Annotated in this window: 24 protein-coding genes; 16 read left to right on the forward strand and 8 right to left on the reverse strand. The window is 64.9% G+C overall.

Annotated elements, in window-relative coordinates; translation table 11 throughout:
• Positions 1 to 12: 12 nt before the first annotated feature.
• The 4 genes from QNI87_RS07590 to QNI87_RS07605 form a co-directional block, all read right to left on the reverse strand.
• Entirely contained in the window at positions 13 to 1,209 is a 1,197-nt protein-coding gene (locus QNI87_RS07590) for an efflux RND transporter periplasmic adaptor subunit (RefSeq protein WP_300595575.1), read from the reverse strand.
• 311 nt (positions 1,210 to 1,520) lie between these two features.
• Complete coding sequence (locus QNI87_RS07595) at positions 1,521 to 1,760, reverse strand: GlsB/YeaQ/YmgE family stress response membrane protein (RefSeq protein ID WP_300595774.1); 240 nt, start codon at positions 1,758 to 1,760, stop codon at positions 1,521 to 1,523.
• 186 nt (positions 1,761 to 1,946) lie between these two features.
• A complete protein-coding gene (locus QNI87_RS07600; protein ID WP_300595576.1) occupies positions 1,947 to 2,246 on the reverse strand; it encodes a DUF1153 domain-containing protein in 300 nt (99 codons plus the stop codon).
• Positions 2,243 to 2,635, reverse strand: a complete 393-nt coding sequence (locus QNI87_RS07605; RefSeq protein ID WP_300595577.1) for a hypothetical protein — start codon at positions 2,633 to 2,635, stop codon at positions 2,243 to 2,245. The genes QNI87_RS07600 and QNI87_RS07605 overlap by 4 nt, the downstream gene beginning before the upstream one ends.
• Before the next feature lie 204 nt (positions 2,636 to 2,839).
• On the opposite strand from QNI87_RS07605, the gene mnmA reads away from it, so the two are divergent.
• Entirely contained in the window at positions 2,840 to 4,009 is a 1,170-nt protein-coding gene (gene mnmA / locus QNI87_RS07610) for a tRNA 2-thiouridine(34) synthase MnmA (RefSeq protein WP_300595775.1), read from the forward strand.
• A 16-nt stretch (positions 4,010 to 4,025) separates the two neighbouring features.
• On the opposite strand, the gene QNI87_RS07615 is transcribed toward mnmA, so the two are convergent.
• Complete coding sequence (locus QNI87_RS07615; protein WP_300595578.1) at positions 4,026 to 4,367, reverse strand: hypothetical protein; 342 nt, start codon at positions 4,365 to 4,367, stop codon at positions 4,026 to 4,028.
• 35 nt (positions 4,368 to 4,402) lie between these two features.
• On the opposite strand from QNI87_RS07615, the gene QNI87_RS07620 reads away from it, so the two are divergent.
• The gene (locus tag QNI87_RS07620; RefSeq protein WP_300595579.1) at positions 4,403 to 5,551 is read left to right on the forward strand and encodes a serine hydrolase; all 1,149 of its coding nucleotides are present in this window, start codon (positions 4,403 to 4,405) and stop codon (positions 5,549 to 5,551) included.
• A gap of 37 nt (positions 5,552 to 5,588) precedes the next feature.
• Here QNI87_RS07620 and QNI87_RS07625 read toward each other — a convergent pair whose 3' ends face one another.
• Both QNI87_RS07625 and pdxH read right to left on the reverse strand, forming a co-directional pair.
• The gene (locus tag QNI87_RS07625) at positions 5,589 to 6,386 is read right to left on the reverse strand and encodes a PhzF family phenazine biosynthesis protein (RefSeq protein WP_300595580.1); all 798 of its coding nucleotides are present in this window, start codon (positions 6,384 to 6,386) and stop codon (positions 5,589 to 5,591) included.
• A 12-nt stretch (positions 6,387 to 6,398) separates the two neighbouring features.
• On the reverse strand, positions 6,399 to 7,070 hold the full coding sequence (gene pdxH, locus QNI87_RS07630; protein ID WP_300595581.1) for a pyridoxamine 5'-phosphate oxidase: 672 nt from the start codon (positions 7,068 to 7,070) through the stop codon (positions 6,399 to 6,401).
• A gap of 571 nt (positions 7,071 to 7,641) precedes the next feature.
• Here pdxH and QNI87_RS07635 point away from each other — a divergent pair.
• The 3 genes from QNI87_RS07635 to fabI all read left to right on the forward strand — a co-directional run bounded on the left by QNI87_RS07635 (position 7,642) and on the right by fabI (position 10,656).
• Positions 7,642 to 8,685: a J domain-containing protein gene (locus QNI87_RS07635; RefSeq protein WP_300595582.1), complete on the forward strand. Its 1,044-nt coding sequence runs from the start codon at positions 7,642 to 7,644 to the stop codon at positions 8,683 to 8,685.
• Between the two features lie 76 nt (positions 8,686 to 8,761).
• A complete protein-coding gene (locus QNI87_RS07640; RefSeq protein WP_300595583.1) occupies positions 8,762 to 9,850 on the forward strand; it encodes a YihY/virulence factor BrkB family protein in 1,089 nt (362 codons plus the stop codon).
• Positions 9,847 to 10,656: an enoyl-ACP reductase FabI gene (gene fabI, locus QNI87_RS07645; protein WP_300595584.1), complete on the forward strand. Its 810-nt coding sequence runs from the start codon at positions 9,847 to 9,849 to the stop codon at positions 10,654 to 10,656. Before QNI87_RS07640 ends, fabI begins: the two co-directional genes overlap by 4 nt.
• Before the next feature lie 126 nt (positions 10,657 to 10,782).
• On the opposite strand, the gene QNI87_RS07650 is transcribed toward fabI, so the two are convergent.
• Positions 10,783 to 12,078: a sugar transferase gene (locus tag QNI87_RS07650; protein ID WP_300595585.1), complete on the reverse strand. Its 1,296-nt coding sequence runs from the start codon at positions 12,076 to 12,078 to the stop codon at positions 10,783 to 10,785.
• 332 nt (positions 12,079 to 12,410) lie between these two features.
• Here QNI87_RS07650 and pseB point away from each other — a divergent pair, with 332 nt between their 5' ends.
• The 11 genes from pseB (at position 12,411) to QNI87_RS07705 (ending at position 24,084) form a co-directional block, all read left to right on the forward strand.
• Positions 12,411 to 13,421 (forward strand): UDP-N-acetylglucosamine 4,6-dehydratase (inverting), encoded by a 1,011-nt coding sequence (gene pseB, locus QNI87_RS07655; RefSeq protein ID WP_300595776.1) that lies wholly within the window; start codon positions 12,411 to 12,413, stop codon positions 13,419 to 13,421.
• A gap of 12 nt (positions 13,422 to 13,433) precedes the next feature.
• The gene (pseC, locus tag QNI87_RS07660; RefSeq protein WP_300595586.1) at positions 13,434 to 14,597 is read left to right on the forward strand and encodes a UDP-4-amino-4,6-dideoxy-N-acetyl-beta-L-altrosamine transaminase; all 1,164 of its coding nucleotides are present in this window, start codon (positions 13,434 to 13,436) and stop codon (positions 14,595 to 14,597) included.
• Positions 14,594 to 15,301: a pseudaminic acid cytidylyltransferase gene (gene pseF / locus QNI87_RS07665; RefSeq protein WP_300595587.1), complete on the forward strand. Its 708-nt coding sequence runs from the start codon at positions 14,594 to 14,596 to the stop codon at positions 15,299 to 15,301. The genes pseC and pseF overlap by 4 nt, the downstream gene beginning before the upstream one ends.
• A gap of 7 nt (positions 15,302 to 15,308) precedes the next feature.
• On the forward strand, positions 15,309 to 16,865 hold the full coding sequence (pseG, locus tag QNI87_RS07670) for a UDP-2,4-diacetamido-2,4,6-trideoxy-beta-L-altropyranose hydrolase (RefSeq protein ID WP_300595588.1): 1,557 nt from the start codon (positions 15,309 to 15,311) through the stop codon (positions 16,863 to 16,865).
• Positions 16,866 to 16,878: 13 nt separating this feature from the next.
• Entirely contained in the window at positions 16,879 to 17,937 is a 1,059-nt protein-coding gene (pseI, locus tag QNI87_RS07675; protein WP_300595589.1) for a pseudaminic acid synthase, read from the forward strand.
• 7 nt (positions 17,938 to 17,944) lie between these two features.
• Positions 17,945 to 18,949, forward strand: coding sequence for a Gfo/Idh/MocA family oxidoreductase (locus QNI87_RS07680; RefSeq protein ID WP_300595590.1), 1,005 nt, complete (start codon positions 17,945 to 17,947; stop codon positions 18,947 to 18,949).
• Positions 18,946 to 20,223, forward strand: a complete 1,278-nt coding sequence (locus QNI87_RS07685) for a DegT/DnrJ/EryC1/StrS family aminotransferase (protein ID WP_300595591.1) — start codon at positions 18,946 to 18,948, stop codon at positions 20,221 to 20,223. The genes QNI87_RS07680 and QNI87_RS07685 overlap by 4 nt, the downstream gene beginning before the upstream one ends.
• Positions 20,220 to 20,756, forward strand: a complete 537-nt coding sequence (locus QNI87_RS07690; RefSeq protein ID WP_300595592.1) for a GNAT family N-acetyltransferase — start codon at positions 20,220 to 20,222, stop codon at positions 20,754 to 20,756. The genes QNI87_RS07685 and QNI87_RS07690 overlap by 4 nt, the downstream gene beginning before the upstream one ends.
• Positions 20,749 to 21,627 carry a hypothetical protein gene (locus tag QNI87_RS07695; RefSeq protein WP_300595593.1) on the forward strand — a complete coding sequence of 293 codons (879 nt, stop codon included), beginning with the start codon at positions 20,749 to 20,751 and terminating at the stop codon, positions 21,625 to 21,627. The genes QNI87_RS07690 and QNI87_RS07695 overlap by 8 nt, the downstream gene beginning before the upstream one ends.
• Positions 21,628 to 21,695: 68 nt before the next feature.
• Complete coding sequence (locus tag QNI87_RS07700; protein WP_300595594.1) at positions 21,696 to 23,132, forward strand: MBOAT family O-acyltransferase; 1,437 nt, start codon at positions 21,696 to 21,698, stop codon at positions 23,130 to 23,132.
• Positions 23,107 to 24,084, forward strand: coding sequence for a hypothetical protein (locus QNI87_RS07705; RefSeq protein WP_300595595.1), 978 nt, complete (start codon positions 23,107 to 23,109; stop codon positions 24,082 to 24,084). The genes QNI87_RS07700 and QNI87_RS07705 overlap by 26 nt, the downstream gene beginning before the upstream one ends.
• Positions 24,085 to 24,167: the final 83 nt, after the last annotated feature.

Genomic DNA, 24,167 nt, shown 5'->3' on the forward strand with positions numbered 1-24,167 from the left:
CCTGGCACGCGCCTACGTCTCCGCGCGGCGTGGATTGACCGTCTCACCCGGATTGAGGAAGCCGCCGGCGCTGGCGACGACCATCTCGCGGCCGGACAGGCCTTCGCTAATGGCGATGCCCTGCTCGGTCGCGCGGCCGATAGTCACGGCCCGGCGCGTTGCCTTGTTGTCCTCGTCCACGACATAGACAAAAGCGCCCTCATCATCGGCCAGAACGGCGCTTTCAGGAAGCAGCGTCGCGGTGATATCGCCGCCATCGATCCGCGCGGTTGCAAATCCACCGGGGCGCAGCTCGGGCGAGAACGCCAAGGCAACGCGCGCGGTGCCCTGGCGCGTGTTCTGATCCACCGTCGGGGAGAGCTGCCACACTTGTCCCGAATAGACCTTGTCGGACCCCGTCAACCGGACTTCGGCCTTCACGCCTTGAGCCAGCTGTACCATCTGCTCTTCGCTCACTTGCGCGAGCATTTCCATCTCGCCGCCGCGCGCAATCGTGAAGAGCGCCGGACTGCCCGCGCTCACGCTCTGGCCGGGCTCGACATTGCGCGAGAGGACATATCCGGTCGCCGGCGCCACTACGTTCAGCCGGGCGTTTCGGGCCCTAAGCTCTGCCAGCTGCGCCTCGGCCACCTTGACCCGAGCCCTGGCCGAATCGCGCTCGGCGGTCAGACGGTCCACATCGGCGCCCGAAACAAAGCCCTTTTCGACCAGCTGGAGCGCGCGGTCGAGGTTAGCCTGCGCGAGCGCCGCGTCCGCCTTGGACACTTCGATCTGCGCCGCCTGCGCCGCGGCTTGCTGAACCTGAACCGAGCGATCGATGACCGCCAGCACCTGGCCCTTGCGCACCCATTGACCCGCGTCCACCGGTACGGAGATCACGCGCCCGCCTTCACCCTCCACGCCAACAGGCATGGCGCGCCGAGCGGCGATCTGCCCGGGCACTTCGATCGTCCCGGAAACCGTCGTCTGGCCCGGGACGACGACAGTCACCACCGGCGCCTGCGAGGCGTCGTCGGCGGCGCCTACGGGTTCGCCGCCAGCGACCGCGAAGTACAACGCCGCCGCTATCAGCAACGCAAAGATGATGGCGCCGACGATCAGCAGCTTCTTGACGGTCGAGCTCGTTTCCATCGCGCCCCTGGCAGCGCCGCGAGCTTCCGCTTCAAGCGGCTCGGCGGCTTCGGCTGTGATGGTCGTTTCGTAATTCATTGCGGTTTCTCTGGGCCAAAGCGGCCGGATTTAGGATCTCTCTTGCTCGAATGCGTTCAGTGTTGGCGCCATGCACTGTGAAATTGGGTAGTTATGGCCAAGTGTATTATCCTCGTAAGGCACCCGGCGCAAGCGCCTTAGATTGATCGTGCAGTGCCTTTCAACGCTCGGTTCGACTGACGTCACCCTCCGTTAGACGAAGGGCATGGGGATTTGGTTCCAGACGCGATGACAATCGCTCGTCGCGCAAGGCCTCTTGAATCAGGTCTTGAATCAGGGCTTTGCGTCGTGGGGATACGGCGCGTTGGCCCCTATCGCAATTTGCCGCGCTGGACGAGATTCACGGCACCAAGCAGAATCACCGCCCCCAGAAAGCCAGCCAGAAGCGAGCGCCAATCGGTGAGGGTCGCAATCGAGCTGCCACCGAAGAACGAGAACAAACGGTTGCCAATAAACGAACCGACAATGCCGACCACGATATTCCAGAATAGGCCCATCTGCGCGTCGCGATTCATGACCATGCTGGCAAGCCAGCCGATCACACCGCCCATCACCAAAAGTCCGATCAGATCGAACACGATGCCACTCCCAATCTCCCGCATCCGCGCGAGACTTGGCGCGAATCTCAATCGTCCGGGTGAATGCGGGATTAGCGCAAAAGGCCCGCGGAGAGAACCGGTGACCGTGAATTCGGATCTGGAGGGTTGGCGATTGCGCTCCTGAAGGGCGCGATCGGTTTAGTAGCGCAGCTTGCGCTCATACTCTTCGCGGTACTTCTGAATACGGGTGACACGCAGGCCTTTCATGCCCGACCGGTCCATCGCGCGCTGCCAAGAGGCGAACTCCTCGAGTGTAAGATTGTAGCGCTCCAGCACTTCATCGATCGTCAGGAGCCCGCCATTGACCGCGGCCACGACTTCCGCCTTGCGACGCATGACCCAACGTTTCGTGTTGGGGGACGGCAAATCATCCAGCGTGAGCGGCTCGCCAAGCGGGCCGATCACTTGTGCAGGGCGTATGTCCTGGTTCTCAATCATATCTCGTCTCTCGCATCGCCTTTCGCCGCAACGCCTGTGTGATCCACAGATATGCCGCGCGAGGCTTTGCAGGCCTCTAAACCATCAGGGTTAACATGGCGTTGGCCATCCCCCAGTGTGTTGAAAAGGCTCGCCGCTGCATCGCCGAAGGTGGCGCCCGACGCCCCCGCGCACAGGATCGCTTCCTCGCGCAGCTCACGACGCAATTCGCGCGCCGCGTTGAGCCGGGCGGTGAGCTCGCTCCACTCTATCGCGCGCAACGCGTCGCCACTTCCGCTCCTATTCCCCGAGGCGTCTTCTGAAGCCGACTCGGTCGCTTTCGGCGACCAGTCAACATCGGTTGGCTCCCTGTAGAAGGCGTCAGAAACAGGCTTGCTCTTTTCGAACATGCCGGTTGTCTAGAGCGCGGTTGTCAAGATGTGGTAAAATCGGAATTTACCAGCCCTTAGGATTACCGCGGCGCTAACACGCTTGGCGCACGCCCCGTGCGTCGGCGCCGCGACGCGCACAAGGCGCCGACCGCGGATCGCCTTTGAAGGACGCTTGGCGCCACTGGCGAAGTCATCCTTTTGCCCCTATATCGCGCGCCGATCATGGACATTGCGCCCACTCTTTCCTCCGATTCCCGCTTCGGGCTCGACACCGCGAGCCTGTTCGATCTGCCGCGTCCGGCCGCAGAGTGCCGGATTGTCGTGGCGATGAGCGGCGGTGTCGATTCCTCGGTTGTCGCAGCCCTTGCAGCCGATACCGGCGCGCAAGTCTTCGGCATCACGCTTCAGCTGTACGATTACGGCGCCGCGACCGGACGCAAGGGCGCGTGCTGCGCAGGCGACGATATCGCCGATGCGCGCGCCGTGTGCGACCGGCTCGGGATTGCCCATTACGTCTTCGACCATGAGAGCGCCTTTCGTGAAGATGTGGTCGATCAGTTTGCCGACGAGTATCTCGCTGGCCGCACGCCGGTGCCCTGCATCCGGTGCAATATGGGCCCCAAATTCACCGACCTCTTTCGCATGGCGCGCGAGCTGGGCGCGGATTGCCTTGCGACCGGCCATTATGTGCAGCGCATCCCGGCGCCCGATGGCCCGCACCTTCACCGCGCCAACGATCCCGCGCGCGATCAGTCCTATTTCCTTTACGCCACCACGCGCGAACAGCTCGACTACATCCGCTTTCCGCTCGGCGGCCTGCCCAAGAGCAAGGTCCGCGAACTGGCGCAAGCGGCGGGCCTGCGCAACGCGGCCAAGCCCGACAGCCAGGACATCTGTTTCGTGCCCGACGGCAATTACGCGAAGATCGTCACCAAGCTGCGCCCCGAAGGCGCCGTGCCCGGTCCGATCGTGCACGCCGCGACGGGCGAGGTGCTGGGCGAGCATAGGGGCATCATCCACTTCACCGTGGGCCAGCGTAAGGGACTTGAAATCGGCGGGCAGCCCGAGCCTCTTTACGTGATCGGCCTCGACGCTGAGAACCGCGCCGTGCGCGTCGGACCCAAGCGAATGCTCGCGGTCGAGAGCGCTGAGCTGATCGAGACCAACGCGATCGGCACGCTTCCCGACGCGCCGCTTACCGCCAAAGTGCGCAGTCTGGCGAAGCCGGTGCCGGTGACGCTCGAAGGCCCTCTTGGTGACGGCGCCTCGACGCGCATCCGTTTCGAAACCCCCGAATTCGGCGTCGCGCCCGGACAGGCGGCGGTGATCTACGCGGGCGAGCGGGTCGTGGGCGGCGGCTGGATCGATACGACGACTTCGGTCGCGTCCTGATCGATCCGCACCAGCCTCACTCCTCCCACGCCTCAAGCACGCAGCCATACCCATCGCGATAGGTGGCGGTGTGCGAGGCCACCAGCGGAAAGCGCGCGGTGACGCTCTTGGCCTCGGCGTCGTCGACCAGCGTGACGAGTTCCATCCCGGCAAGCTTGTCCTTCTCGCAATCCTCCAGACTGCGTCCGGCCACAAAGCGGCACGAGCAGACCACTCTTGCGGCGTAGGCGCTGCCGACATTCGCGTAGCCATCGATCGGCGCGCGGTAGAGATAGCCGGTGATCGCGACCGCGATGGCGGCCACCAGCAGCAGCCACACCAACATCCGCCCGAAACCCAAACGCTTTGTTTTTGCCATTGCAACCCGTGACCAGTTGAGGAATTGAGAGCGCGATGCCCACGCGCCTTCACCCCCGCTCTATCGCCGCTTGGCTCCCCTTGCCAGCCCTTGGCGTTCTTGCCGCGTGCGGCGAGGCTATGCCCGCTCAGCCGCCACCTCTGACAAGCGCGGCTCTCGCCGCCGTCACCGACAAGCCGGGCGCCCCACGCGAAGAGCTCGCGCGCGAAGTCGATGATCTGTTTGCCAAGGAGGGCCTCGGCGAAACGCGCGCGGTGCTGGTGCTCGTCGATGGCAAGCTCGCCGCCGAGCGGTATGGCAAGGGCTACAGCGCCGATACCCGCCTTGTCAGCTGGTCGATGGCCAAGACCGTGACCGCGGTCCTCGTCGGGATGCTCGTGGCCGACGGACGCCTCAGCCTCGATCAGCCCGCGCCGGTTTCCGAATGGCAGCGTCCGGGCGATCCGCGCGCGGAGATCACCTTGCGCCACCTCCTGCAGATGCGCTCCGGGCTCGATCACACCGAGGCAGGCGATCCGCCTTACGACAGCTCCGAAGTTCGCATGCTGTTTCTCGACGGGCGCGACGACATGGCGGGCTGGGCGAAGGAGCAACCGCTCGAGGCCGAGCCCGGCGAGCGGTTCGAGTATTCGTCCAACACGACCGTCATCCTTGCCGACATCGTCGCCCGAGCGCTGACGCCGAGCGAGGACGCCGACGAGCGCCGGGAAGCGGTCAGCGCGTTCATGCGGCAGCGTCTCTTCGGCCCGCTCGGCATGAGTTCGGTCGTGCCCGAGTTCGACGCCAGCGGGACACTGATCGGCGGCAGCCTGATCCACGCGACCGCGCGCGACTTCGCGGCCTTTGGCGAATTCCTGCGCGCTGGCGGCGCCGCGCCCGACGGGGTGCAACTGGTCCCGCGCCGGTGGATCGCCCAGATGCGCGAACCGAGCCCCACGAGCGGCTTTTACGGCTTTCAGACCTGGCTGAACCGCGAAAGCGGCATCGATCGCGATGAAGCCAAGGCTGATCGCGGGCCCGACACCATGTTCGCTGCGATCGGGCACATGGGGCAGTATATCCTTGTCAGCCCCGACCAGCGTCTGACCGTCGTCAGGCTGGGCCATTCGGACAACGTCGAACGACGGGCCATGCTCGATCAACTGTTCGATGTGGTCGAGCTCTACCCGGTGCGCGGGGAGTAGGAAACCGCTCGCAGCGCCCTTGCGGCGCAAGGCGCGATCACAGGTGGAAGACGCCCTCCACCACCGTCACGCAGGGCCCGCCCAGCCAGGCGCGGTCGCCTTCCAGACGCAGCGCAAGGTCGCCGCCACGCTGGCTTGCCTGATGCGCGGTGAAGGCGTCGCGTCCCAGCTTCTCGGCCCAAAAGGGCGCCAGGGCCGCATGGGCAGAGCCCGTGACGCTATCCTCATCCACTCCCCAGGCGGGAACGAACACACGACTGACGATATCGGTGTCCCTGCCCGGCGCAGTGCATATCGCCATCAGATCGATCCCGCGTAACGCTTCCATGTCCGGTGTGAGCGCGCGCACCTGGTCCTCCGTCTCCAAGAGGATGATCGCGGTTTGCTCTGCACCGGCGTATGACAGGAAGGTCTCTCCCTTGCACCCCAGCGCCGAGATGACCTCGGGCAGCGGCTTGGGCTCGACCAGCGTCAGCGGCAGCGCCAGCTCGTAGGAAGCGTTATCGCGTACCACCTCCAGCACGCCCGCCTTGCGGGTCCGGAACGTAACGCGGTCCAGACCGTCGCGCGTGAGCAGGACATGCCCACTCGCCAGCGTCGCGTGGCCGCACAGCGCAACTTCATCGGTCGGCGTGAACCAGCGCAGCTCCCAGTCCGCCGCTCCGCTCGCATCGCGCACCACAAACGCGGTTTCGGCAAAGTTGTTCTCCTCGCCAATGGCTTGCAGAACATCATCCGGAAGCCATTCGTCGAGCACCATCACCGCCGCCTGATTGCCGCCAAACGGTGCCGCGCTGAACGCGTCGACGTGCCAGTAGGGGATGCGCTTTGTCATATCGGGTCGTCCTTACGGATAGAGCAGAGTGTCCGACCACGGCTCGCGGCCCGAGGCGCGGCTGAACACGCGCCGATCGTGCAACCGGTTGTCGCGGTCCATCCAGAACTCGATGCGGCGCGGCGAGAGCGTGAAGCCCGTCCAATGGTCGGGGCGCGGAACCCGGCCCGCCTCTTCGTGTGCGTGCCACAGCTCCTTTACCCGGTCGATGTAGATCTGGCGGTCGGGGAGCGGGCGCGACTGATCGCTGGCGGCCGAGCCCACCTGGCTCTTGTAGGGCCGCGAGTGGAAGTAGGCGTCGGCGCGTTCGGGCGAGACCTGCGTCAACGCGCCTTCGACGCGGATCTGGCGGCGCAGGCTCTTCCAGTGAAACAGGATCGAGGCCTGCTGGTTCTCCGCCAGATCGGTCCCTTTGCGGCTGCCCATATTGGTGAAGAAGGTGAACCCTCCGCCGGTAACGCCGTACTGTGCGCCCTCGCCCGCGCCATGCCCCTTTAGCAGAACCATGCGCACCGACGGAGCGCCCGCCGCGTTCGCCGTTGCCAGAGCCATGGCGTTCGGATCGTTGGGCTCGCTGGCCTCGGCTTCGGCCATCCACGCGTCGAACAGCGCGTAGGGATCGATGCCCGAGGGGATCCGGCTGTCGGCCAGCTGGCTTTGGTTTAGGGTCTCGATTTCACTCATTTCGTCTCACCTGAAGCACGCCTGGAACACATGGAACACTGTCCTGGCTTCAAAAACCGTTGCCCGGGCGCGGGCGCTCAAACACCGCTGAAAAGCGTTGCGGACATGGAGTCTGGGACGCCTCATTGCAATCATCAATTCCGATCTAGAAGTATGATTGCGCGTAGGAAAGCGACCGGTGGGGCGCGCGCGCGTGCAGCCCCCGAGGCGCAGCGAAGCGGCTGCGACAAAGCGATGCGCTGTCACACATGGTTGCCCACTCACGCCTTGCGCAGTGTCACTGTCTCACATCAGGCTCAGGTCTGGGATTGGCAACGGCCACGACGGAGCGGATTTAGCCGCGTTGGTAGAAGCAACGAGGCGGCGATGCCTCGCATCGTCAACGAGGCGCGACGCCGCAGCGCGGCTAAAGGCGCCCGCCGCATTGCGGTCCTGCGTGCTGGCCTTCTGTGGTCGTCCCTTGCTTGCGCGTAGCTTTGGCTACGCGACTGCGCTGCGATCCTACACAGAAGGCCAGCACGCAGGATCGAGACCATTGCCAATCCCAGACCTGAGCCTTAGCTAACACGCCATGTCCGACCCCTATCGCACCCTTGGCGTTGCGCGCACCGCGTCCGAAAAGGACATCAAGAGCGCCTATCGCAAGCTCGCCAAGGAACTCCACCCCGATCGCAACAAGGACAATCCCAAGGCCGCGGAGCGCTTTTCCGATGTGACCAAGGCCTACGATCTGCTCTCGGACAAGGGCAAGCGCGCGCAGTTCGACCGGGGCGAGATCGATCATGAGGGCAATCCCTTGAACCCGTTTGCCGGCATGGGCGCCGGCGGCGCGCGCGGCTTTGGGCGCGGAGCGGGACCGGGCGGTTTTGGTGGCGGCGGACGCGCGGGCCGCGGTGCTGGCGGTGGTTTTCGCGATCCCGAATTCGGCGGCTTTGGCAATGACGAGATGGATCTGGGCGACCTGTTCGAAGGTCTGTTTGGCGGCGGCAAGCCGCGTGGCAGCCAACAAGGTGGGCCTCAGCCGGGCGCGAGGCGCGGCTTTGGCGGGCGCGGCGCACCTCCGCCCAAGCGCGGCGCGGACATTCAGTACCGGCTGGCGGTGCCGTTCGTCGATGCGGCCGCCGGGCGCGACCAGCGCATCACGCTCGCCGATGGCAAGGCGATCAGCCTCAAACTTCCCGGCGGGGTCGATGACGGCACGCAGATGCGCCTCAAGGAAAAGGGCCATCCCGGGCCGGGTGGCAATGGGGACGGCATCGTTCTCATCGAAATCGGCCAGCATCCCTTCTTCCGCCGCGATGGCGACAATGTACGCATGGACCTGCCGATCACGCTGGACGAGGCCTTGCGCGGTGGGCAAGTCAAGTGCCCGACGGTCGATGGCCCCGTCATGCTGACGATCAAGCCGGGCACGCATGGCGGCACCGTCCTTCGTCTGGCGGGCAAGGGGTGGACAAAGCCGAGCCACGGCAAGGCGGCGAGCGGCGCCGCGCCGGCGCGCGGAGACCAGCTGGTTACGCTCGAAATCCAGCTGCCCGAGGACATTGGCGAGCTGGAAAAGCGGCTCGACGGCTGGATCGACAAGGCCCGACCGCGCAAGAAATTCGGGCTGTGAGCGGCCCGGACGCCCTTGACACCTCCCGACGCGATCTGCGGCGCCAGCCGGGCGCACGCGCCGCCTAGAGGACGTGGTGGACGATCCGCGCAAATCCGGCGCTGCATCCGGTTCACAACCGCCCTCCCCGCGCGAGAGGGATAGGGCCCGCGCGGCGGGGTTGGCGGAGGGGGAATTCGTCTCGCTGTCGCCCGAAGCGCGTCGCCGCGCCCGCGCGCTTCGCGAAACCCCCGAACCCTTCGCACAAAGGATCACGTGGCGTCAGCGCCTCATCGGGGCGTTGGGGCCAGGCTCGCGCGCTTATGAAGTCGTCCGTCGCACCCTGTCGGGCACCTATAATGACGGCTTCATGCACGCGGGCAATCTTGCCTATCTCGCGATGCTGTCGATCTTCCCCTTCTTCATCCTGGCCGGCGCGCTGTTTCGCCTCGTGGGAGGGATGGAGGAACGCCGCGTCATCATCGAAACAGTGGTTCTGGCGATGCCGCCGACCGTGCAAAACACCATCGCGCCGGTGGCCGAGAACGTCATCGACGCGCGCAGCGGCTGGCTGTTGTGGCTGGGTGCGGCGGCGGGCCTGTGGTCGGTTTCCAGTCTGATCGAGACGATCCGCGATGTCCTGCGGCGCGCTTACGGGACCGAGCGGGTCCACGCCTTCTGGCGCTCTCGCCTTGCTTCGGCGGCGCTGATCATTGGCGCGGTCGTGCTGCTGCTCCTGTCGCTGTTTGCGTCGGTGGCTTTGAGCACGGCGCAGCAGATCGTCTTTGAGCGTGTCCCGGGGCTGGCACCGGGGCTGGCGGAATGGGGCGCGACGATCGGCTTTTCGCGGATCGTGCCGGCGCTGGGGCTGCTTGGTTCGATGTATCTGCTTTTCTGGTCGCTCACGCCCGTTCAGTACAGCGCGCGGCGTTTCCCCAAATGGCCCGGCGCCGCCTTTACCACCGTGTGGTGGCTTGCGGCGGCGGCCGCCATGCCGCGCATCCTGCAAAGCTTCCTTGCCTACAACCTCACCTATGGCAGTCTGGCCGGGATCATGATCGCGCTGTTCTTTTTCTGGCTCGTCGGGCTTGGCATCGTTATCGGAGCGGAATTGAACGCCGCATTGGCGGAACCGGAGGGGGGCGATCCGGCGGACGAAGAGACAACAAAGGAGGACGCCGCATGAGCGGTTTGATGCAAGGCAAGCGCGGGCTCATTATGGGTCTCGCCAACGACAAGTCCCTGGCTTGGGGCATTGCCAGGCAATTGGCCGAGCAGGGCGCTGAGCTTGCCTTTTCCTATCAGGGTGACGCTCTTGCCAAGCGCGTGAAACCACTCGCCCAGCAGCTTGGCAGCGATTTCACCTTCGAATGCGATGTGTCGGACATGGAGGCGCTCGACGCGGCGTTCGAGACCCTCAAGAAGCGCTGGGACACGCTCGATTTCGTGGTCCACGCGATCGGCTTTTCCGACAAGTCGGAGCTGCGCGGCAAATATGTCGACACCAGCCTCGATAACTTTCTGATGACGATGAATATCTCGGCCTATTCGCTGGTCGCAGTGGCCAAGCGCGCGTCCGAGATGATGCCCGAAACCGGCGGTTCGATCCTGACGCTGACCTATTACGGCGCAGAAAAGGTCATGCCGCATTACAACGTGATGGGCGTTGCCAAGGCCGCGTTGGAAACTTCGGTGCGCTATCTTGCCAACGATCTTGGCCCGCAGAACATCCGCGTCAACGCGATCAGCGCAGGGCCGGTCAAAACGCTCGCGGCCAGCGGGATCGGCGATTTCCGGTACATCCTCAAATGGAACGAGCTGAACACGCCGCTGCGCCGGACGATCACGATCGACGATGTGGGCGGCTCGGGGCTCTATCTCCTCTCCGATCTCTCCTCCGGCGTCACAGGCGAAGTGCATCACGTTGACGCTGGATATCACGTGGTCGGCATGAAGCAGGTCGACGCGCCCGACATCGGTCTGGTGAAATAGCAGGTTTGGTTTCTCTCACGGTAATTCGCTTCGCGAATGCCTCCGAGGGGCGGCCTGACCGGCCGGCGCGCAGTCGCGCTTGCGAGCCCGCGGGGCTCGGGCTGCCAGCGCCATTCATCCAACCCCTCACTTGGAGCCAAAGCCGGTCATGATCGTGTGGATCGTGCGCATCACGATCAACACGTCGAGCCAGAATGAAAAATACTTGATGTAGTAAAAGTCGTACTGGAGCTTCACATCGATGTCTTCCAGCGTCGCGACGTGGCCCTGATTGACCTGGGCCCAGCCGGTGAGGCCGGGTTTGAGGATGTTGCGATAGGAATAGAAGGCGAGGTTTTCCTCGTACCAGTTGGCCAAGGCGTTCGCTTCGGGGCGCGGGCCGATCAGGCTCATCTCGCCCTTCAGCACGTTGAACAGCTGCGGCAGTTCATCGAGGCGATAGGTGCGGATGAAGCGGCCAATGCGCGTAATCCGATCGTCATCGTCCTGCGTGATCGCCTCTTCGCGCGTTCGCTCACGGCTGGGCGCGTCGCCATTGGTCATCGAGCGAAACTTGTACATCCGGAACGCACGCCCGCCCATCCCGGTGCGGTTCTGGATGAAGAGCGGCGCGTGGCGATCCTCGGACCAGATGAGCAACGTCAGCGCGAGCATCACCGGCGCGAAAATCACGATCAGCACCGCGCTGCCGATCAGGTCGATCAGCCGCTTGACCGGGGTGTAGGAGCGGTTGGGCATCAGCGAGCCGAGCGAATTCTCCGACAGATGCTCGATCTTCACCTGGCCGGTGATGCTCTCGGTCAGCTGCTTGTAATGATAAACCGGCACGCCGGCCAAGCTGGCGCGGGCGAGCAGGCGCTCCCACTCTTCGGGCAGATCGGCGCGAAAATCGGCGACAATGTTCGCCGCGCGGTCGGCCGGGATATCCGGGCGTTTGAGAACGCGGATCGGAAAGCCCTCCATCTCCTCCATTGCGCGCGCGTTGCCGAAGGGGACGATGTAAAAGGGCTGAAGGCGCAAGGTGCGGTTGCTCCAGCGCAGCTGCGTTGCGATCAGGGTCGCGCTCGCCGCCGAATAGAACAGGACAACACGGCTGTATTCGATGCGGAAGGTGAACAGGACCAGCGCGGCGATCACGAAGCACATCACCATGATCGGCACGCCGTGCACCGTCCCGCGCGTACCCGGCAGGTCAAGCACGCGGCCCGCAAGATAAAGCCCGGTAAACAAGGCCGCGGTTCCGGCAATCGCGGTCGCGCGCAAGGTGGGGTCGGCAAACGGCTCTTCGTATCCGCTCACCAGAAACGCGACGAGCGGCGCGAAGACCACAACCGTCCAGGCAACGCCATATCGGATCACCGATGTTACCGGCCCGGTAGACCGGCGCACCTGGGTCCCGTTGGTGATGGGTTCGATCAGCATTCGTCTCGTCGCTTTCGACCGGAGCCTGGAACGAACGCGAAAGCCGCGCCGCCTACGATCATCTCCTTAGTCGCGGGGCTCGACCGGGGGCAAGGCCGGTATGCAAAGACGGCGTGCAGAGACGGCTTGCAGAGGCTGGGCAGCCGCAAGGCCAGAACGGGGGGGCAGCGACGGCCTTCGCCTACAAGAACGGTCGGCTCTTACACAACGCCGCGCGCGGGTTCGCCAGCGGGCCCACGCCAATCCTGTGCGCCGTTCTTTTTATGAGCTTTTCCGATTCGGATTTCGCGGGCATAGGCCTTGGTTTCGCGAAGTGAGCGAGTTTCTTGACGATGCTGAATGGTAAATCCGTACTTGTGACCGGGGGCACCGGATCCTTTGGCAAGGCGTTCGTGCGCACCGTGCTGGATCGCTTTCCCGATGTGCGGCGGCTGGTGGTCTATTCGCGCGACGAGCTCAAGCAGTTCGAAATGCAGCAGACCTTTCCGCGCTCGACCTATCCCGCGCTGCGATACTTTCTTGGCGATGTGCGCGATGAAGCGCGCTTGCGCCGGGCGCTCGAAGGGATCGACATCGTCGTCCACGCCGCCGCGCTCAAACAGGTGCCGGCGGCTGAATACAACCCGTTCGAATGCATCAAGACCAACGTGCTGGGCGCGCAGAACCTGATAGAGGCCTGCCTCGACAGCGGCGCTTCGCGCGTCGTGGCGCTCTCCACCGACAAGGCCGCTGCCCCGATCAATTTGTACGGCGCGACCAAGCTGTGTTCGGACAAGCTTTTCGTGGCCGCCAACAACGTCAAGGGCGCGCGCGATGTGCGCTTTTCGGTGGTGCGCTACGGCAATGTGATGGGCTCACGCGGGTCGGTCATCCCGTTCTTCATGGGCAAGCGGGAGGAAGGCGTCCTGCCGATCACCGATCCGCGCATGACGCGCTTCAACATCTCGCTGCAGGACGGCGTCGAAATGGTGTTGTGGTCGATCGAGAACGCGAGCGGGGGCGAGGTGCTGGTGCCCAAGATCCCGTCCTACCGGATCGGCGATGTCGCAACCGCGATCGCGCCCGAGGCCGAACAGAGAATCATCGGCATCAGACCGGGCGAGAAGATCCACGAGGAAATGATCACCGCCTCGGACAGCTTCAACACGGTCGATATGGGCGACTATTACGCGATCCTTCCCGTTAGCGCCGAATATACGGTGGAGGACTATTGCGCCAGGCACGGCGGGCAGCCGGTCGAGCCCGGATTTGCCTACAATTCGGGCACCAATCCCGATTTCCTCTCGGTCGAGCAATTGCGCGATCTCATCGACACGCATGTCACAGGCCAGGTGATCGACTAGAGTCGCGAAGGTATGGCGGACGACTTCATCCCCTATTCCCGGCAGGAGATCAGCGAAGCGGACATCGCCGCCGTCACCGATCTGCTACGCTCCGATTTTCTTACGCAAGGCCCCACCGGCCCCGCATTCGAGGCCGCCTTCGCCAAGCGCCATCAGGTGGCGCACGCCATCGGTGTTGCCAGCGCCACCGCCGGGCTTCACCTTGGATGCCTTGCTCTGGGCGTCGGCCCCGGAAGCGTGGTGTGGACCTGCCCCAACAGCTTCGTCTCCAGCGCCAATTGCGCGCTGTTCTGCGGGGCCGAGGTCGATTTCGTCGATATCGATCCCGCAACCCGCAATATCAGCGTGGAGGCGTTCACCGCCAAACTGGAAGCGGCGGACCGGCAAGGGCGGCTTCCGCAAGTCGTCATCCCGGTCGATTTTGCCGGATTGCCGTGCGACCTTGCCGAAATCCGCGCGCTGGCGGACCGCTATGGCTTCGCGATCCTTGAGGACGCAAGCCACGCCACCGGCGCCTCGTATCACGGACGCCCGATCGGTTCGGCGCACGCCGACCTCACCGTCTTCAGCTTTCACGCGGTCAAGATTGTCACGACAGCCGAAGGGGGCATGGTGGTGACACAGAACGACGCGCTCGCGGAGAAAATCCGGTTGCTGCGATCCCACGGCGTGACCCGCGACGGGGCGCTGATGCAGCGCGTTTCCGAAGGCGCGTGGTACTACGAGATGGTCGATCTCGGCTGGAATTATCGCCTGACCGATCTGCAATCCGCGCTGGGGCTGTCGCAGCTTGAGCGAATGGACGAATGGCGCGAGCGGCGCGAGGCTCACGCAGATCGCTACGACGCGCTGCTCGCCGATGGCCCGTTCAAACGGCCCGCGCGCTTTAACGATCGGGTCTCCTCCTGGCACCTCTACGCTCTCGAGGTGATGGACCACGCCCGCGCCAGCCGGGCCGCGATCTTCGCCGGGCTGCGCGAGGCCGGAATTGGCGTGAACGTTCACTACATCCCGATCCACACCCAACCCTATTACGAGAAGCTCGGTTTCAAGCGCGGCGATTTCCCGAACGCGGTTGCCTATTACGATCGCGCGCTCTCGATCCCGCTCTTTCCGGCGATGACGACCGGCCAGCAGGACCGTGTCGTGGACACCCTGCTGAAGCTTGCGGCATGAGCGCGACCGGAAACATCGCGATCATCCCCGCGCGCGGCGGATCGAAACGCATCCCGCGCAAGAACATCCGCCCCTTCGCGGGCAAGCCGATGATCGGCTATGCGATCGAAGCGGCGCTCTGCAGCCCGGTGATCGAGCGCGTGCTTGTGACGACCGACGACACCGCGATTGCCGATATTGCCCGCGATCTGGGCGCCGAGGTGCCCTTTACCCGCCCGCGCGATTTGGCGGACGATCACACGCCGACCGTGCCGGTGATCCAGCACGCCATCACCGCAGCGCGCGACGCAGGCTGGGATGTGCGCCGCGCCGTCTGCGTCTATCCGGGCGTACCCTTTATCGAGGTCGATGATCTGGCGCGCGCGCTTGAACTGCTCCTCGCGCATCAGGAACAGGGCTACACCTTCCCCGTTGCCGAGTTTCCCAGCGCCATCCAGCGCGCGCTGAGACGTGACAGCGAAGGGGGCGTTGCGCCCTTCTATCCCGAGCACGCCGAAACGCGCACGCAGGATCTGGAACCCGCCTTCTACGACGCCGGACAATTCTACTGGGGCAGCGCCGCGACCTGGCTTTCGGGCGTGAACATCCACCGCAACGGGTGCGCGATCACCCTTCCCTCCTGGCGCGTGGTCGATATCGACACGCCCGAGGATTGGGACCGCGCCGAGAAAATGCACACAGCCCTGATGGCGAAAGCGCGCTGAGCGGGCGATGAAGATCGCCATCCGGGTCGACGCCTCAAGCGCGATGGGCACCGGCCATCTTCGCCGTTCGCTCGCTCTGGCGGCGGCGCTGCGAGCCCATGGCGGCGACGTGGTGTTTGTCACCCGCGATCTCGGTCTCGATCCGCGCGCAATGATCGCCGAGGCCGGCTTTGAAAAGGTCGAGGAACTGCCCGCGCCCGACGCCGCGACCTTCAGTGCCGATCCCGCAATCGCGCATTCGGCCTGGGGCGCGGTTTCGCAAAGGATCGACGCTGACGAGACAGTGACCGCGCTCGCTCCGGACACGCCCGATTGGGTTGTCATCGACAGTTACGCCTTTGGCGCGGATTGGCACCGTGCCGTTCGCGAAGGGCTTGGCTGCGCTGTCGCCGCGATCGACGATCTGGCCGACCGCGCCATGGCCTGCGATCTTGTCATCGACCATAACCCCGCGCGCAGTCACAGGGCGAAATACGCCGATGTCGCCCCCGATATCCGCGTTCTGGGCGGGCCGCGTTTCGCGCTGCTCGGCCCGGCCTTTGCCAGCGCGCCGCGCTACGCCTTCAGCGAGGAGGTCGCGGCGGTCGGGGTGTTCATGGGCGGCGTCGACGCGGGTGGGCATTCCCTCGCAGCGCTCGACGCGATCGAGCGCGCCGGATTTGCCGGTCCTGTCGAAGTCGTCTCCACCAGCGCCAATCCCAGGCTGTCGGACCTGCGCGAACGGGTCCACGCGCGTCCCCTGACCACGCTCAGCGTCGACCTGCCCGATCTTACTGCGTTCTTTGCCCGGCATGACCTTCAGATCGGCGCTGGCGGAGGCGCGAGCTGGGAGCGTTGCTGTATCGGCGCGCCGACGCTTCTGGTGGTGCTGGCCGCCAATCAGGAAGCGGTGGCACCAAGGCTAGCGGAAGACGGCGTTGTCGCGCTGGCCGCTGACCCGAGCGTGCAAGCGATCGCCGAGGCGCTCGGACCGCTTCTCGCCAACTCGCATCTCCGGCGGGGGTTAGCGGACAAGTCACGCGCGCTTGTCGATGGGCGCGGCGCCGAACGCGTCGCGCTGGCCCTGCTCGCGCAGTCGCTGACCTTGCGCAAAGCGCGGCCCGAAGACGCGCGGGCGATGTTCGACTGGCGCGACCATCCGGCAACGCGCGCCGCCTCGCGCACGCAGGTCCCGCTCGAATGGGAGGCGCACCGGAACTGGCTCGACCGGACGCTCGCCGATCCGCAAAGGCTGCTTTTCGTCGCCGAAATCGGCGGCCGGGCGGTGGGCGTAATCCGCTTTGACATCGAGCCCGCCCCGCGCGCGCATCCCAGCGCCGAGGTCTCGCTTTATTGCGATCCCGACCTTCTCGGGCTTGGCCTGGGCTCAAGGCTTCTTGCGGCAGGTGAGAGCGCGCTTGCGGCGCGTCTGAGCGAAGGCACAATCACCGCCACCGTGCGCGAAGACAACGCCGCCTCGCAACGCCTTTTCAGCGCCTCAGGATACGAAAGGATCGGCGCGACCCGGTTTCAAAAATCCATGGCCTCAGCCCAACCCTTGCCCGCCGCGCGCCATCGCGACTAAGGCTCACCAGACAATGCAGAACAGCGCTTTTGCCATAAATGGACGCGAAGTGGGCCTTGGCGCTCGCCCCTATCTGATCGCGGAGATGAGCGGGAACCACAATCATTCGCTCGAGCGCGCGCTGGAGATCGTAACCGCGGCCGCCCAGAGCGGCGCGGACGCGATCAAGCTGCAAACCTACACCGCCGACACGATCACGCTCGATTGCGACGCGCCCGGCTTCGTGATCGAGGATGAAACCTCCCTATGGGCGGGGCGGCGGCTCTACGAGCTTTACCATGAAGCGCACACGCCGTGGGACTGGCACGCGCCGATCATGGAGCACGCCAGAGCGCTGGGCCTCGACTGTTTTTCCTCGCCGTTCGACGCCAGCGCGGTCGACTTTCTCGAGGGCCTGGACGTACCGGCCTACAAGATCGCAAGCTTCGAGGTGATCGACCTGCCGCTGATCCGCCGCGTCGCCGAGACCGGCAAGCCGATGATCCTCTCCACCGGCATGGCGAGCGTCGTCGAGATCGGAGAGGCCCTAAGCGTCTGCCGCGAAGCGGGCAATGAGCGGGTCTGCATCCTCAAATGCACCAGCACCTATCCCGCGACGCCCGAAAGCACGAACATCGCAACGATCCCGAACATGCGCGCGACCTTTGGCTGCGAGGTGGGCCTTAGCGACCACACGATGGGCACCGGCGTTGCCGTGGGCGCGGTGGCGCTTGGCGCGGTGTTGATCGAGAAGCACTTCACGCTGGCCCGCGCGGATGGCGGCGTGGACAGCGCCTTCAGCCTCGAACCTGCCGAATTTCGCGCCTTGCGCGAGGAAACGGAGCGCGCGTGGCAATCGCTTGGCCGTGTGACCTATGGCGGCACCAAGGCCGAGGAAGGCTCCAAGCAGTTTCGCCGCTCGCTTTACGTGGCCGAGGACATGAAACAGGGCGAGGCGTTCACACCCCAAAACCTGCGCTCGGTCCGCCCCGGCTTTGGCCTTGCGCCCAAGCATTACGACGTGCTGCTGGGCAAGCGCGTGAACCGCGCGCTCTCCAAGGGCACGCCGGTAAGCTGGGACGTAATCGCCTGAGCGCGCGATGGCCTATTCGGTTCTCATCATCGGCTGCGGAGCCATTGCGGGCGGTTATGACGCGCAGCGTTCGCCCGAGGGCTGGCCGCTGACCCACGCGGGCGCGATCGCGCGCGACGAACGGTTTGCGCTGGCGGCTTGTGTCGATCCCGATGAGAACGCCCGAAATGCGTTTGCCGAGCGGTGGAAGGTGCCGCTTGCCGCGCCCGATCTGGAGAGCCTGAACGCGCAAGCGGGCGACTACGATCTTATCGTCATCGCCTCGCCCACCCCGTTTCACGCCGAGCATCTTGAATGGACGCATGGCCTTGGCCCCAAGGCCGTCTTCTGCGAAAAGCCGCTCGCGCACAGTTTCGGATGGGCTCAAAGCCTCTTTTACGGATACGATCAGAGCGCGATCCCGCTCGCCATCAATTACACGCGCCGCTGGCAGCCCGATCTCAACGCTCTCGTCGAAGAGGTTCGGCAGGGCGATCGCTGGGGCCGTTTGCTGAGCGCGGTGGGCACGTATTCAAAGGGGGTCGTTCACAACGGCACGCATCTGGTCGATCTGCTGATGATGTTTGCAGGCCCCGTCGATCTGGCAACACTCGGACCCGCGCTTGTCGATCATTGGGACGATGACCCCACCGTCAACGCGATCCTGACCGCGAAAAAAACGGGCGCGCCGCTTCATCTGGTGGGGGGGGACAGTCGGGCCGTTACGCAATTCGAACTGGTGCTGAACTTTGAGCGCGGCGAGATAGCCGTTCGCGATGGGGGGATGCGGATCGAGACCCGGCGGGTCGAGGACAGTCCTACCTTCTCCGGATACCGGCAACTCGGCGCGCCAACCAGCGCGCCCGGGCGCTATGCAGAGGCCATGTCGGCTGCTTACGATGACCTGGCCAAAGTGATGGCGGGAGAAGTCGATCCGCAATGGTCGGGCGCAAACGGTCTGGAGGCGCAAGCCATTTGCGAAGCCATGCGCTCCAAAGCCCTCGAAAATCTGAAGAAAGACCCTCTCGGATGACCAAAACACTCGCCCTTCACGGCGGCCCTGCGGTGATCGACCGCCCGCTTGCGCCCTTCCGCGCGATGGGGCCGGAGGAAGAAGCGGCGGCGGCGCGCGTGGTGCGTTCGGGCGTGCTCTCGGCCTATATCGGCGCGCCGGGCGAGCTTTTCATGGGCGGCAAGGAAGTGCGCGCGTTCGAGGAAAAGGCGGCGGACTATTTCGGTGTCAAGCACGCGCTGGGCGTCAACAGCTGGACGAGCGGGCTGATCGCGGAAGTGGGCGCTCTCGACATCGAACCGGGCGACGAAATCATCACCACGCCCTGGACGATGAGCGCGACCGCGATGGCGATCCTGCACTGGAACGCGATCCCCGTTTTCGCCGATATCGACCGCGCGAGCTTCAACATCGATCCCGCCAGCGTTGCGGCGCTCGTCACCGAGCGCACCAAAGCGATCCTGGCGGTCGATATCTTCGGGCAGACGGCCAACGTCCCCGCCCTGCGCCAAATCGCCGACGAACACGGGCTGAAGCTTCTGGGGGACACGGCGCAGGCCCCCGGCGCTCTGATGGATGGAGGCAAGGCCGGGACCGGCTACGACATCGGCGGCTTCAGCCTCAATTACCACAAGCACATCCATTGCGGCGAAGGCGGTATTCTGGTCACCAATGACGAGGGTTACGCAAGGCGCATGGCGCTCATCCGCAACCACGCCGAAAGCGTGATCCAGCCCAGCAGCCGCGCGGACCTTGCCAACATGATCGGCTACAACTTTCGCATGGGCGAGATCGAGGCGGCGATCGCCAGCGTCCAGCTCGACAAGCTTGCCGAACGTGTGGCCGATCGCCAACGGGTCGCGGCGGAGTTGAACGCAGGGCTTGGCGCGCTGGAGGAGCTGACGACGCCCCATGTCGCACCCGGCGCAACCCACGTCTATTACGTCTATGGCTGCCGGCTCGATCTTGAGGCGCTGGGCGTAACGCGCGCCGCTTTGGTCGAAGCGCTCAAGGCCGAGGGCGTGCCCGGGCTCATGCCCGGCTATCAGACCATTCACCGCCTGCCGATCTTCACCCAGCGGTGCGCCTACGGGACGGGCGGCTTTCCCTGGAGCCTGCGCGAGGACCGCAGCTTCGCCTACGGCGCGGGAACCTGCCCCGTTGCCGAAGAACTCCACGATGCGAGCTTTCTCGGGCTCTCGATCTGCCTCAACCAGCTGCCGAGCGCGGACGTTGCGCAGATCGTCGCCGCGTTTGAGAAGGTCTGGGCCAATCTGGACGCTCTGCGCGCATGAACCTTGCCGCGTTTACTCAGCTTGCGGGTGGCAAGGTCACGCTGCGCCGGTTTGAGCGTGAAGACATCACCGAGGCCTATATCGCCTGGCTCAACGATCCCGAAGTGACGCGCTATTCGAACCAGCGCTTTCGCACCCACACCCGCGCGAGTTGCGAGGCCTATCTCGCGAGCTTTGCGGGATCGCACAACCTGTTCCTGAGCGTGCGTGACGCAGCCTCGGGCGTCGCCATCGGTACAATGACAGCCTACGCCAATCCCCATCACGGCACCTGCGACGTTGGCATCATGATCGGAGCGCGAGAGGTCTGGGGCGGTGGCTATGGAAGCGAGGCGTGGAACCTTCTGACCGACTGGCTCGTGTCCGATGGCGACGTGCGCAAGCTCACCGCCGGCTGTCTGGCCGTCAACGCCGCCATGATCCGGCTGATGGAGCGCTCGGGCATGACGTGCGAAGCGGTCCGGGTTGGCCAGGAGCTGCTCGACGGCGCCCCTTGCGATATCGTGCATTACGCGCGCTTTGCCGATGGCTGACCGCTCCCCCTTCGATGACCTGCCCCGCCCGCTCGCGGTGGCGGTCCACGACGCAGGCGCGGCGAACATGATCGCCGCCTGGGCAGCCGCAGCCGAAACACCGCCAGAGCGCGTGATCGCCAAGGGCCCCGCGCTATCCATCTGGCAACAGCGCTTTGGCGAGGACACCGATCCGGCCAGCGATCCCGCAGCGCTCGACGATATGGCCTGCCTCATCAGCGGGACGGGCTGGGCAAGCGACCTGGAGCACCGCGCCCGGATCGCCGCCGCAAGAGCGAATGTTCGCTCCATCGCCGTGCTCGATCACTGGGTGAACTACGCGGCGCGCTTTCGAAGGGACGGCCACGACCAACTGCCCGATGCAATCTGGGTCGGCGACGACGAGGCCCGCCGGATCGCCGAGGCGACCTTTCCCGCTCTCCCCGTTAAGACGCACCCCAACCTCTACCCAGCCGAGCAGGCGCGCGGGGCGGGTCCGAAGCCGAAGGATGGCGACATCCTGTTTCTTCTCGAACCCGCCCGCAGCGATTGGGGTCGCGGCGCGCCCGGAGAGTTTCAGGCGCTCGACTTCCTTTTGGCGCGGCGCGAGGCGGCGGGGATACCCCTTGACGCCCCTGTTCGCCTGCGCCCGCACCCTTCCGACCCACCGGGCAAGTACGCCGACTGGATTGCGGCGCATGAGGGGGCGCGGCTCGACACCTCACCGGATATGGCCAGCGCTCTGCGCGAGGCGCGATGGGTTGCCGGGCTCAACTCCATGGGGCTGGTGATCGCGCTGGCCGCCGGTCGCCGCGTCATCAGCGCGCTTCCTGCGCACGCGCCCGCCTGCGTCCTGCCGCAGACGGATATCCTCAGGCTCGCCGACGTGTAGCGCGCGCCCTCTGGCCAAGCCCTTGCGCGCCTGCCAAAGCGCGCCAATCCTCATGATCCACTGACGCGATGCTTTTTTCCACCGGCACCTTCTGGCTTTTCTTCCCGCTTGCGCTGGCCTTGCTGGCCGCAAACCGGGCGAGCGCGCGCTCGGTCACGCTCCAGAACGCGATCCTGCTTGGCGCGAGCTACGTTTTTTACGGCTGGTGGGACTGGCGCTTTCTTGGCCTGATCATCGCCAGCACGCTTATCGACTACATCGCCGCCTTGCGCATGGAGCGGCATGAAAAAGGCGCGCGCGCGCGCCGCCGCTGGCTCCATCTGTCCGTCGCTGCTAACCTGACAATTCTGGGCTTTTTCAAGTATTTCAATTTCTTTGCCGGCGAACTTAAAGCCGGGCTGAACGCCATGGATCTCGGCGCCGATTGGAGCACGCTCGACATTGTTCTGCCCGTCGGAATCTCGTTCTACACGCTGCAAACGCTGAGCTATTCGATCGACGTCTATTACGGCCGGGCGAGGGCGGAGACAAACCTGCTGCGATACGCGACCTATGTCGCCTTCTTTCCGCAATTGGTGGCCGGACCGATCGAGCGCGCGCGCAAGCTGATCCCGCAATTTGCGGTCCTCGCTCGGCCGAGCTGGACAACCACTTACCAGGGCGTGCGTCTGATCATTGCCGGGCTGTTCCTGAAAATCGTGATTGCGGACAACCTGGCTCCTTATGTCGATGCAGTCTTCACCAATTACGAAGGGCTGGATGGCGGCGCTTTGGCGTTGGGCGCGCTCTATTTCTCGATCCAGATCTACGCCGATTTTGCGGGCTATTCCTCCATTGCCATAGGGCTCGCCGCGATGATGGGTGTGCGCCTCTCGACCAACTTCGCGACACCCTTTCTGGCCAGCTCGATCAGCGCGCTGTGGCGCGGCTGGAACATCACGCTGACGCTGTTCTTCCGCGATTACGTCTACGCCGAATTGCGCAAGGGCAGACGCAGCGAGAGCCGGATCGCGCTCGCCAACATCGCCACCTTCTTTGTAAGCGGGCTGTGGCACGGGGCCAACTGGACCTTCATCCTCTGGGGCACCGCGCACGGCGTTCTGCTGGTCGCCGAGCGTCGCTGGCGCGCGCTCGTCTCGCTCAGCAGCGCGGCGTGGCTCAAGGTGGCGGGGTGGGCCTACACCTTCGGGCTGTTCGTCGCCCTGTCGGTCCTGTTTCGCAGCCCCGATATCGCCAGCGCAGTCCGCTACCTTGGCCAGATGATAAGCGATATCGGGATACCGGCCAGCCAGCGCGGGGGGCTGATCTTCGTCGCCTTGAGCTTTGCTGTGGACGCGCTGTGGTACAGACAGACGCGCCTTGAGCAGGGCCTTCGCCTGTCATGGCTCGGCGCGCGCGGCAAGGAGCTGGCCGAGCTTTTCCTGTTTGCCATCGCGCTCATTCTGGTGCTGATCAACGCGACAACCCGGCAGGAGGCCAATGCCTTCATCTATTTCCAGTTCTGAAGCGTCGCACAACGCCAGATCGCGCGCGCGTCTGATCGCGCTGATCGCGGCGTTCGTGGGTTTGGTCGTGCTGGGTCTGGCCGTTTGGCTGGCCATGCCGCTCAGCCCGGTCAGCGACGGGCGCTATCTGGCCGCCGCCCAGGACAAGGTTGCCATGCTCAAGGCGTCCAAGGGGGAGAAGGATCGCGTGGTCCTGATCGGCGGGTCGGGCGCGGCGTTTTCGATCTCGGCTGAGACCCTCACGCACCAACTTGGCCGCCCGGTCTATAATGGCGGGCTGCAAGCGGGCGTGGGCCTGCGCAACCTCGTCGACCTCTACGCGCCCCATCTCGACCCTGAGAACGACCTCATCGTGCTGCTGCCCGAGCCCGAAATGCTGGCGAGCGATGCGCGCTACTCGCAGACGTGGTGCGATGTGATCTTCCTGAGAAAGGCCTTGTCCGCGCTCCTCGCAAGGCCGCGCTGCGTGCCCAACATATTGTGGCGCACCTGGCAGGAGGGCCAGCATCACATGACCGGCGAAGCGACGATTGATCCGGTCTATCGTCGCTTGGGCTTTAACGCGCGCGGCGATCTCACCTCGCATCTCGGCGTGGAGCGCCCGGCGCCCGATTTCAGCGCTTACGATCACCCCGATATTGACCCTGAGGATTTGCGCGTGATCACAGACCACGTCCGCGGCGCGCTGTCCGGTCAGGGGCTTGAGCTGTTATACGTGCCCGCCGCCATGCCCGCAGCGGGGTGCGAGAGATCGCCCGAACGCATCGCGGCGATGGCGCGCGAATTGGCAAGGCTCACAAACGCCGATGCGCCGGTGCCCGATACCGCGCCATTCTGCCTTCCCCCACCGCTCTTCTTCGATGGGGCGGGGCATCTCAACGCGCGCGGGCGGGCGATCCAGACCGACAATGTCGCGCGCGCGATCGCCCGTTATCTGGAGACCGAGCGCTGAAACCGTACCGTTGCCTCCCGACGGCTTGCGCTTTTGCAGGCGAGGTGACAGGGCGCTGGGCCATGGCTCACGCAAGGTGTCGT

This window comes from Erythrobacter sp., assembly GCF_030066995.1.
Lineage (GTDB): Bacteria > Pseudomonadota > Alphaproteobacteria > Sphingomonadales > Sphingomonadaceae > Erythrobacter.

Bases quoted from the DNA above. Each gene is read 5' to 3' on its own strand.
- QNI87_RS07705 (WP_300595595.1), top strand. From the start codon at position 23,107: ATGCCTTCATCTATTTCCAGTTCTGAAGCGTCGCACAACGCCAGATCG.
- QNI87_RS07680 (WP_300595590.1), top strand. From the start codon at position 17,945: ATGGCCTATTCGGTTCTCATCATCGGCTGCGGAGCCATTGCGGGCGGT.
- QNI87_RS07600 (WP_300595576.1), bottom strand. From the start codon at position 2,246: ATGATTGAGAACCAGGACATACGCCCTGCACAAGTGATCGGCCCGCTT.
- QNI87_RS07620 (WP_300595579.1), top strand. From the start codon at position 4,403: ATGCCCACGCGCCTTCACCCCCGCTCTATCGCCGCTTGGCTCCCCTTG.
- fabI (WP_300595584.1), top strand. From the start codon at position 9,847: ATGAGCGGTTTGATGCAAGGCAAGCGCGGGCTCATTATGGGTCTCGCC.
- pseB (WP_300595776.1), top strand. From the start codon at position 12,411: ATGCTGAATGGTAAATCCGTACTTGTGACCGGGGGCACCGGATCCTTT.
- pseG (WP_300595588.1), top strand. From the start codon at position 15,309: ATGAAGATCGCCATCCGGGTCGACGCCTCAAGCGCGATGGGCACCGGC.
- QNI87_RS07635 (WP_300595582.1), top strand. From the start codon at position 7,642: ATGTCCGACCCCTATCGCACCCTTGGCGTTGCGCGCACCGCGTCCGAA.
- QNI87_RS07695 (WP_300595593.1), top strand. From the start codon at position 20,749: ATGGCTGACCGCTCCCCCTTCGATGACCTGCCCCGCCCGCTCGCGGTG.
- QNI87_RS07590 (WP_300595575.1), bottom strand. From the start codon at position 1,209: ATGAATTACGAAACGACCATCACAGCCGAAGCCGCCGAGCCGCTTGAA.
- QNI87_RS07595 (WP_300595774.1), bottom strand. From the start codon at position 1,760: ATGGGCGGTGTGATCGGCTGGCTTGCCAGCATGGTCATGAATCGCGAC.
- QNI87_RS07700 (WP_300595594.1), top strand. From the start codon at position 21,696: ATGCTTTTTTCCACCGGCACCTTCTGGCTTTTCTTCCCGCTTGCGCTG.
- pseC (WP_300595586.1), top strand. From the start codon at position 13,434: ATGGCGGACGACTTCATCCCCTATTCCCGGCAGGAGATCAGCGAAGCG.
- QNI87_RS07625 (WP_300595580.1), bottom strand. From the start codon at position 6,386: ATGACAAAGCGCATCCCCTACTGGCACGTCGACGCGTTCAGCGCGGCA.
- pseF (WP_300595587.1), top strand. From the start codon at position 14,594: ATGAGCGCGACCGGAAACATCGCGATCATCCCCGCGCGCGGCGGATCG.
- pseI (WP_300595589.1), top strand. From the start codon at position 16,879: ATGCAGAACAGCGCTTTTGCCATAAATGGACGCGAAGTGGGCCTTGGC.
- QNI87_RS07615 (WP_300595578.1), bottom strand. From the start codon at position 4,367: ATGGCAAAAACAAAGCGTTTGGGTTTCGGGCGGATGTTGGTGTGGCTG.
- mnmA (WP_300595775.1), top strand. From the start codon at position 2,840: ATGGACATTGCGCCCACTCTTTCCTCCGATTCCCGCTTCGGGCTCGAC.
- QNI87_RS07690 (WP_300595592.1), top strand. From the start codon at position 20,220: ATGAACCTTGCCGCGTTTACTCAGCTTGCGGGTGGCAAGGTCACGCTG.
- QNI87_RS07650 (WP_300595585.1), bottom strand. From the start codon at position 12,078: ATGCTGATCGAACCCATCACCAACGGGACCCAGGTGCGCCGGTCTACC.
- pdxH (WP_300595581.1), bottom strand. From the start codon at position 7,070: ATGAGTGAAATCGAGACCCTAAACCAAAGCCAGCTGGCCGACAGCCGG.
- QNI87_RS07605 (WP_300595577.1), bottom strand. From the start codon at position 2,635: ATGTTCGAAAAGAGCAAGCCTGTTTCTGACGCCTTCTACAGGGAGCCA.
- QNI87_RS07685 (WP_300595591.1), top strand. From the start codon at position 18,946: ATGACCAAAACACTCGCCCTTCACGGCGGCCCTGCGGTGATCGACCGC.